This is a genomic window from Streptomyces sp. NPDC059371 (assembly GCF_042751995.1).
GTDB lineage: Bacteria > Actinomycetota > Actinomycetes > Streptomycetales > Streptomycetaceae > Streptomyces.
In genome coordinates this window covers 48,379-55,033 of record NZ_JBHYXD010000010.1, presented here as the reverse complement: position 1 = coordinate 55,033, position 6,655 = coordinate 48,379, and the positions used below count along the sequence as shown (strand labels likewise).

Annotated in this window: 8 protein-coding genes; 5 read left to right on the top strand and 3 right to left on the bottom strand. The window is 68.2% G+C overall.

Annotated elements, in window-relative coordinates; genetic code table 11:
* Positions 1 to 136: 136 nt before the first annotated feature.
* Positions 137 to 1,651, top strand: coding sequence for a glycosyltransferase family 87 protein (locus ACFXGX_RS08690; protein ID WP_384786715.1), 1,515 nt, complete (start codon positions 137 to 139; stop codon positions 1,649 to 1,651).
* Between the two features lie 89 nt (positions 1,652 to 1,740).
* Here the strand turns inward: ACFXGX_RS08690 and ACFXGX_RS08685 are convergent, their stop codons facing one another.
* The 3 genes from ACFXGX_RS08685 to ACFXGX_RS08675 all read right to left on the bottom strand — a co-directional run bounded on the left by ACFXGX_RS08685 (position 1,741) and on the right by ACFXGX_RS08675 (position 4,528).
* Positions 1,741 to 2,772, bottom strand: coding sequence for an alanine racemase (locus ACFXGX_RS08685; protein WP_355760338.1), 1,032 nt, complete (start codon positions 2,770 to 2,772; stop codon positions 1,741 to 1,743).
* Between the two features lie 159 nt (positions 2,773 to 2,931).
* A complete protein-coding gene (locus ACFXGX_RS08680; protein WP_384786711.1) occupies positions 2,932 to 4,053 on the bottom strand; it encodes a lipid II:glycine glycyltransferase FemX in 1,122 nt (373 codons plus the stop codon).
* Between the two features lie 163 nt (positions 4,054 to 4,216).
* Positions 4,217 to 4,528 carry a hypothetical protein gene (locus ACFXGX_RS08675; protein ID WP_355760333.1) on the bottom strand — a complete coding sequence of 104 codons (312 nt, stop codon included), beginning with the start codon at positions 4,526 to 4,528 and terminating at the stop codon, positions 4,217 to 4,219.
* A 287-nt stretch (positions 4,529 to 4,815) separates the two neighbouring features.
* On the opposite strand from ACFXGX_RS08675, the gene rpsF reads away from it, so the two are divergent.
* From rpsF to rplI, 4 genes are all read left to right on the top strand, one after another.
* Positions 4,816 to 5,106, top strand: a complete 291-nt coding sequence (gene rpsF / locus ACFXGX_RS08670) for a 30S ribosomal protein S6 (RefSeq protein WP_037615007.1) — start codon at positions 4,816 to 4,818, stop codon at positions 5,104 to 5,106.
* 74 nt (positions 5,107 to 5,180) lie between these two features.
* Positions 5,181 to 5,792, top strand: a complete 612-nt coding sequence (locus ACFXGX_RS08665) for a single-stranded DNA-binding protein (RefSeq protein ID WP_384786707.1) — start codon at positions 5,181 to 5,183, stop codon at positions 5,790 to 5,792.
* 57 nt (positions 5,793 to 5,849) lie between these two features.
* The gene (gene rpsR, locus ACFXGX_RS08660; RefSeq protein ID WP_003949403.1) at positions 5,850 to 6,086 is read left to right on the top strand and encodes a 30S ribosomal protein S18; all 237 of its coding nucleotides are present in this window, start codon (positions 5,850 to 5,852) and stop codon (positions 6,084 to 6,086) included.
* Positions 6,087 to 6,104: 18 nt separating this feature from the next.
* Entirely contained in the window at positions 6,105 to 6,551 is a 447-nt protein-coding gene (gene rplI, locus ACFXGX_RS08655) for a 50S ribosomal protein L9 (protein WP_384786704.1), read from the top strand.
* The last annotated feature ends 104 nt before the right edge of the window (positions 6,552 to 6,655 follow it).

Here is a 6,655-nt window from a genome sequence, read left to right as displayed (position 1 = left end):
CACCCTCGGGGCGCACGCGCGAAGGCGTTTCCGGGCTCCGATCCCCGGCCCGGAGCCCCGGCCGCGGTCACCGGGTGACCACGATGGACGTGAACCTGGGTCGTCCCTGCTTCCCTTCTCAGACACGTACGGCAGGATGTGCGGCATGCCAGGTGCAGAGACGACGCGAGCGAGCGTTCACGAGCCGGGGCCGGTGCGGCCGACCAGGGATGACGAGGTCGCCGCCGGCGGCAGTGAGCTGATCGGCGGCCCCATCGGGCGGCGAGCCCTGCTCGGGACGTCCTGGTGGACGCCCGTGCGGGTGGTCGCGCTGGTGATGATCGGCATGTTCGCCCTCGGCATGGTGCAGAAGATGCCGTGCTACGACGGTGGCTGGTTCTTCGGCGCCAGCTCGCAGTACACGCACGCGTGCTACTCGGACATCCCGCACCTCTACCAGGGACGGGGTTTCGCCGACGGACTCGTGCCCTACTTCGACAAGATCCCCGGCGACATGGACTACCTCGAATACCCGGTGCTGACCGGCGTGTTCATGGAGGTCGCGGCCTGGCTCACGCCGGGCGGCGGGAGCATCCAGCACCAGGAACAGATCTACTGGATGGTCAACGCGGGGATGCTGATGGTGTGCGCGGCCGTCATCGCCGTATGCACCGCGCGCACCCACCGCCGCCGTCCCTGGGACGGCCTCCTGGTCGCCGTGGCGCCCGCCTTCGCGCTCACGGCCACGATCAACTGGGACCTCCTCGCCGTGGCCCTGCTGGCCGCCGCGATGCTCATGTGGTCCCGCGGACGCGTCCTGGCCTTCGGTGTCCTGATCGGACTCGCCACGGCCGCCAAGTTCTACCCGTTCCTGCTCCTCGGGCCGCTCTTCCTGCTGTGCTGGCGCACCGGCAGGTGGCGTGAGTTCGGTACGGCGCTGCTCGGCGCCGTGGGCGCCTGGCTGGCGGTGAACCTGCCCGTCATGTACCTCGCTCCCGAGGGATGGGCGAAGTTCTACAGCTTCAGCCACGACCGCGGCGTCGACTTCGGTTCGGTCTTCCTGTTCCTCTCGCAGTGGCTGAAGATCGCGATCACGCCCGACACAGCCAACGCCTGGGCGCTGGTCCTGATGGTGATCATCTGTGGCGGGCTGAGCGCCCTCACGCTCGCCGCTCCCCGCCGCCCCCGCTTCGCCCAGCTCGCTTTCCTGATCGTCGCGGCCTTCATCCTCACGAACAAGGTCTACTCGCCGCAGTACGTGCTCTGGCTGGTCCCGCTCGCGGTGCTGGCCCGGCCGCGCTGGCGGGACTTCCTGATCTGGCAGGCGTGCGAGGTCGGGTACTTCCTCGGTATCTGGATGTACCTCGCGTACACGACCAGCGGCGAAGCTCACAAGGGTCTGCCGACCGACGGCTACCAGGTCGCCATCGCCGTCCATCTGCTGGGGACGCTGTACCTGTGCGCGGTGGTCGTACGGGACATCTTCATGCCGGAGCACGACGTGGTGCGCCGTGCCGGGGACGACGACCCGTCCGGCGGGATCCTCGACGGCGCGGAGGACGTCTTCGTCCTCGGGCCGGCCGCACACCCGCCGCGGCACGCGGCGCACTTCGACGCGGTCCCCCACGGTGACTGGCACGAGAACCAGGCACCCGGAGACCGTTCGCTCTGAGCGAACGAGCCGCGGAAGGGTCACGCGAAAGGCCGTACACGGTGTCCGTGTACGGCCTTTCGTCGGTCCGGAGTGCGCCGGATCCGGGGTCAGCGCTCGACGACGCGGTCGAACTGCGTGGTGGTGTGCCGCAGATGGGCCACCAGCTCGTCGCCGACCTTCGGCTCCGTGGCGTCGTGCGGCACGAAGAGGATCGAGACCTGCATGTGCGGCGGCTCGGCGAACCAGCGCTGCTTGCCCGCCCAGACGAACGGAGAAAGGTTCCGGTTGACCGTCGCGAGGCCGGCGCGCGCGACGCCCTTGGCGCGCGGCATGACGCCGTGCAGGGCCTTGGGGGCCTCCAGGCCCACGCCGTGCGACGTACCGCCCGCCACGACCACGAGCCAGCCGTCCGAGGCGGCCTTCTGCTGCCGGTAGCCGAAGCGGTCGCCCTTGGAGACGCGCGTGACGTCCAGGACGGCTCCGCGGTACTCCGTGGCCTCGTGGTCCCCCAGCCACAGCCGCGTTCCGATGCGGGCGCGGAAATGGGTCTGCGGGAACTGCCGCTGGAGCCGTGCGAGTTCCTCGGCCTTGAGGTGGCTGACGAACATCGTGTGCAGGGGCAGTCGGGCCGCGCGGAGGCGGTCCATCCAGCCGATGACCTCCTCGACGGCGTCCGAGCCGTCGGTGCGGTCCAGCGGCAGGTGGATCGCGAAGCCCTCCAGCCGGACGTTCTCGATGGCGGAGTGCAGATGCGGCAGATCGTCCTCGCTCACGCCGTGCCGCTTCATCGAGGACATCACCTCGATGACGACACGGGCGCCCACGAGGCCGTACACGCCGTCGATGGACGACACGGAGCGGATGACGCGATCGGGCAGCGGAACGGGCTCCTCGCCGCGCCTGAACGGCGTCAGGACCAGCAGATCGCCGCCGAACCAGTCCTTGATCCGGGCGGCCTCGTACGTGGTGCCGACGGCGAGGATGTCCGAGCCCAGGCGGGTGGCCTCGTCCGCGAGCCGTTCGTGGCCGAAGCCGTAGCCGTTGCCCTTGCAGACGGGGACGAGCCCCGGGAACTGCTCGGACACCTGCTTGTGGTGTGCCCGCCAGCGCGCGGTGTCGACGTAGAGCGTGAGCGCCATGGCCGGTCCCGGAACCTTTCTCGTGGCTGCGGTGTATCAGAGGTATGAAAAGGAATTGTCGCTGATTCGCCGGGCCGATGTGGCTGTCCCGGGCCGGTTGGGCGGCCCGGGATGAGATTCGGGGCGGATCCGCGGCCCGGGAGGCGGCTTCCGGACGGCTCAGCGGCGGGACATGTACATGTCGAGAGCCTTGTGGAGCAGCTTGTTGAGCGGGAAGTCCCACTCGCCGAGGTACTCGGCCGCCTCGCCGCCCGTGCCCACCTTGAACTGGATCAGACCGAAGAGGTGGTCGGTCTCGTCCAGCGAGTCGGAGATGCCGCGCAGGTCGTAGACCGTGGCACCCAGCGCGTACGCGTCGCGCAGCATGCGCCACTGCATCGCGTTCGAGGGGCGGACCTCACGGCCGATGTTGTCCGAGGCGCCGTAGGAGTACCAGACGTGGCCACCCACGACGAGCATCGTCGCGGCGGACAGGTTCACGCCGTCGTGACGCGCGAAGTACAGCCGCATACGGTTCGGGTCCTCGGTGTTGAGGGCCGTCCACATGCGCTGGAAGTACGAGAGCGGGCGCGGGCGGAAGTGGTCGCGGGTCGCGGTGATCTCGTAGAGCCGCTGCCACTCCTCCAGGTCCTGGTAGCCGCCCTGGACGACCTCGACGCCCGCCTTCTCGGCCTTCTTGATGTTGCGGCGCCAGAGCTGGTTGAAGTTCCTGTGGACCTCTTCGAGGGAACGATTGGCCAGCGGCACCTGGAAGACGTAGCGGGGCTGGACGTCGCCGAAGCCGGCACCGCCGTCCTCACCCTGCTGCCAGCCCATGCGGCGCAGCTTGTCGGCGACCTCGAAGGCGCGCGGTTCGATGAAGTCGGCCTCGATGTCGCGCAGGCGCTTCACGTCCGGGTTCTGGATGCCGCCCTTGATGGACGTGGCCTCCCAGCGCCGGATGATCACCGGCGGGCCCATCTTCACGGAGAAGGCGCCCTGCTGCTTGAGGTGCGCGAGCATCGGCTGCAGCCAGTCGTCGAGGTTCGGCGTGAACCAGTTGATGACCGGGCCCTCGGGCAGATAGGCGAGGTAGCGCTTGATCTTGGGAAGCTGGCGGTACAGCACCAGGCCCGCGCCGACCATCTGGCCGGTCTTGTCGTCGAACCATCCGAGGCTCTCTGAGCGCCACTCGGCCTTCACGTCCGCCCATGCGGGGACCTGCATGTGGCTGGCCGCGGGCAGGCTCTGGATGTATGCCAGATGCTGCTCTCGGCTGATGGTCCTCAGGGTCAGGCTCATTCGGGGCGCTCCTCGGGCTGGTGTGTCCCCATGGGTACAAGGGCTCCGGCTCTCGCGCCGAAGCCTACTGCGCCCTGCGAGCGCCCCGAATGGCCGTATGGAACCTGGGCCCCGGGGGTGCCGTGCGAAGCCCCCCGAGGTCAGGGGAAAACGGACGTTCGACTCAGATCACACCGCCGAAGAGGCCGCCGTGGGCCAGGCCGAGGTAGAAGCCGACGCCCGAGAGACCGAGTCCGACGATCAGTCCGAAGCGTTCCCGGGTCGTCTCGGAGATGAACTGGCCGTAGGCGCCGGTGAGGATCCCGACCAGGCCGGCCCACGAGCTGAGCAGATGGAGGCTGTGGAACATCGACGTGACGAACGCCAGGACTCCGCACACCAGGGTCACCACGAGCAGGGTGTCCTGGAGCGGATGCGGCTTGCCGTCCGTGGCGAAGAGTGAGCCGGTCGTGCTGGGACGCATTACCTGTGCCATAGGGCACCTCCTGCGGAAGGCGGCGCATCGTAGCGCCATACACACCCGATGTGTACAGATTGACCGCCAACCCGGCCGGATTTCAACCGGAAGCGTGTGTGCAGGTAGTCTGTACCCTCTGCACCGGTGTCTGCCCAGGCTCAAGGCCAGGTCACGACAGGGATCACCGCTCGGTTCACCGATCGGCGGCCCGATTGTCAGTGGCGGCCGATACCGTTGCGTACGCATCACAACCCTCCTGCCACGGAACGACCGTGGCCGCTGAGTCCAAAGGAGGTGGGTTCCACATGCGTCACTACGAAGTGATGGTCATCCTCGACCCCGATCTGGAGGAGCGCGCTGTCGCCCCCCTGATCGAGAACTTCCTCTCCGTCGTCCGTGAGGGCGCCGGAAAGGTCGAAAAGGTCGACACCTGGGGCCGTCGTCGTCTCTCGTACGAGATCAAGAAGAAGCCCGAGGGCATCTACTCGGTCATCGACCTGCAGGCCGAGCCTGCGGTCGTCAAGGAGCTCGACCGCCAGATGAACCTGAACGAGTCGGTCCTCCGGACCAAGGTCCTCCGCCCCGAGACCCACTGAGCTCTCCAGCTCAGCTGAACTCGGGCATCGAGTAGCACCAGCAGCCAGCAGCAAACCCGCCGAGAGGTTCCCCCATGGCAGGCGAGACCGTCATCACGGTCGTCGGCAATCTTGTCGACGACCCCGAGCTGCGCTTCACCCCTTCCGGTGCGGCGGTCGCGAAGTTCCGTGTCGCGTCCACTCCCCGCACCTTCGACCGTCAGACCAATGAGTGGAAGGACGGCGAGAGCCTGTTCCTGACCTGCTCGGTCTGGCGTCAGGCGGCGGAGAACGTCGCCGAGTCGCTCCAGCGCGGCATGCGCGTCATCGTGCAGGGCCGCCTGAAGCAGCGGTCCTACGAGGACAACCAGGGCGTCAAGCGCACGGTCTACGAACTGGACGTAGAGGAAGTCGGCGCCAGCCTGAAGAACGCCACGGCCAAGGTCACCAAGACCACGGGTCGCGGCGGTCAGGGTGGTTACGGCGGCGGCGGTGGCGGCCAGCAGGGCGGCGGCCAGCAGGGCAGCGGCTGGGGCGGAAGCTCCGGCGGTGCTCCGCAGGGCGGCGGCGCTCCGGCCGACGACCCCTGGGCGACCGGCGCTCCCGCCGGTGGCAACCAGGGCGGCGGCGGTGGCGGCGGCTGGGGCGGAAGCTCCGGCGGCTCCGGCGGTTCCGGCGGCGGCTACTCGGACGAGCCCCCCTTCTAGGCCTCAGGGCCGAGGGTGGGCCGTACTCCCACTTCTTGATCACACAGGAGATACACCATGGCGAAGCCGCCTGTGCGCAAGCCGAAGAAGAAGGTCTGCGCGTTCTGCAAGGACAAGGTCACGTACGTGGACTACAAGGACACGAATATGCTGCGGAAGTTCATTTCCGACCGCGGCAAGATCCGTGCCCGCCGCGTGACCGGCAACTGCACGCAGCACCAGCGTGACGTCGCCACGGCTGTGAAGAACAGCCGTGAGATGGCGCTGCTGCCCTACACGTCCACCGCGCGATAAAGGAAGGGTGACCGACACATGAAGATCATCCTTACCCACGAGGTCTCCGGCCTCGGTGCCGCCGGCGAAGTCGTCGACGTCAAGGACGGCTACGCTCGCAACTACCTGATCCCGCGGAACTTCGCGATCCGCTGGACCAAGGGTGGCGAGAAGGACGTCGAGCAGATCCGTCGTGCTCGCAAGATCCACGAGATCGCGACCATCGAGCAGGCCAACGAGATCAAGGCCCGCCTCGAGAACGTCAAGGTCCGTCTGGCCGTCCGCTCCGGCGACGCCGGTCGTCTCTTCGGTTCCGTCACCCCGGCCGACGTCGCTTCGGCGATCAAGGCTTCCGGTGGCCCCGAGGTCGACAAGCGCCGCATCGAGCTGGGCTCGCCCATCAAGACCCTGGGCGCCCACGAGACGTCCGTGCGTCTGCACCCCGAGGTTGCCGCGAAGGTCAGCATCGAGGTTGTCGCTGCCTGAGTGCAGCACTCGGCATAGCTGAGAGGAAGGGGCCCACCCCCGCGGGCCGGGCTCCTGCAAGTTCTGGTCGCCCGGGTGGGGGGGTGGGGGGTTCCCCGCTGGCC

What these genes read in the sequence shown, in the direction of transcription:
- ACFXGX_RS08690 (WP_384786715.1), top strand. Translation starts at nt 137, where the DNA reads ATGTGCGGCATGCCAGGTGCAGAGACGACGCGAGCGAGCGTTCACGAG.
- rpsF (WP_037615007.1), top strand. Translation starts at nt 4,816, where the DNA reads ATGCGTCACTACGAAGTGATGGTCATCCTCGACCCCGATCTGGAGGAG.
- rpsR (WP_003949403.1), top strand. Translation starts at nt 5,850, where the DNA reads ATGGCGAAGCCGCCTGTGCGCAAGCCGAAGAAGAAGGTCTGCGCGTTC.
- rplI (WP_384786704.1), top strand. Translation starts at nt 6,105, where the DNA reads ATGAAGATCATCCTTACCCACGAGGTCTCCGGCCTCGGTGCCGCCGGC.
- ACFXGX_RS08680 (WP_384786711.1), bottom strand. Translation starts at nt 4,053, where the DNA reads ATGAGCCTGACCCTGAGGACCATCAGCCGAGAGCAGCATCTGGCATAC.
- ACFXGX_RS08685 (WP_355760338.1), bottom strand. Translation starts at nt 2,772, where the DNA reads ATGGCGCTCACGCTCTACGTCGACACCGCGCGCTGGCGGGCACACCAC.
- ACFXGX_RS08675 (WP_355760333.1), bottom strand. Translation starts at nt 4,528, where the DNA reads ATGGCACAGGTAATGCGTCCCAGCACGACCGGCTCACTCTTCGCCACG.
- ACFXGX_RS08665 (WP_384786707.1), top strand. Translation starts at nt 5,181, where the DNA reads ATGGCAGGCGAGACCGTCATCACGGTCGTCGGCAATCTTGTCGACGAC.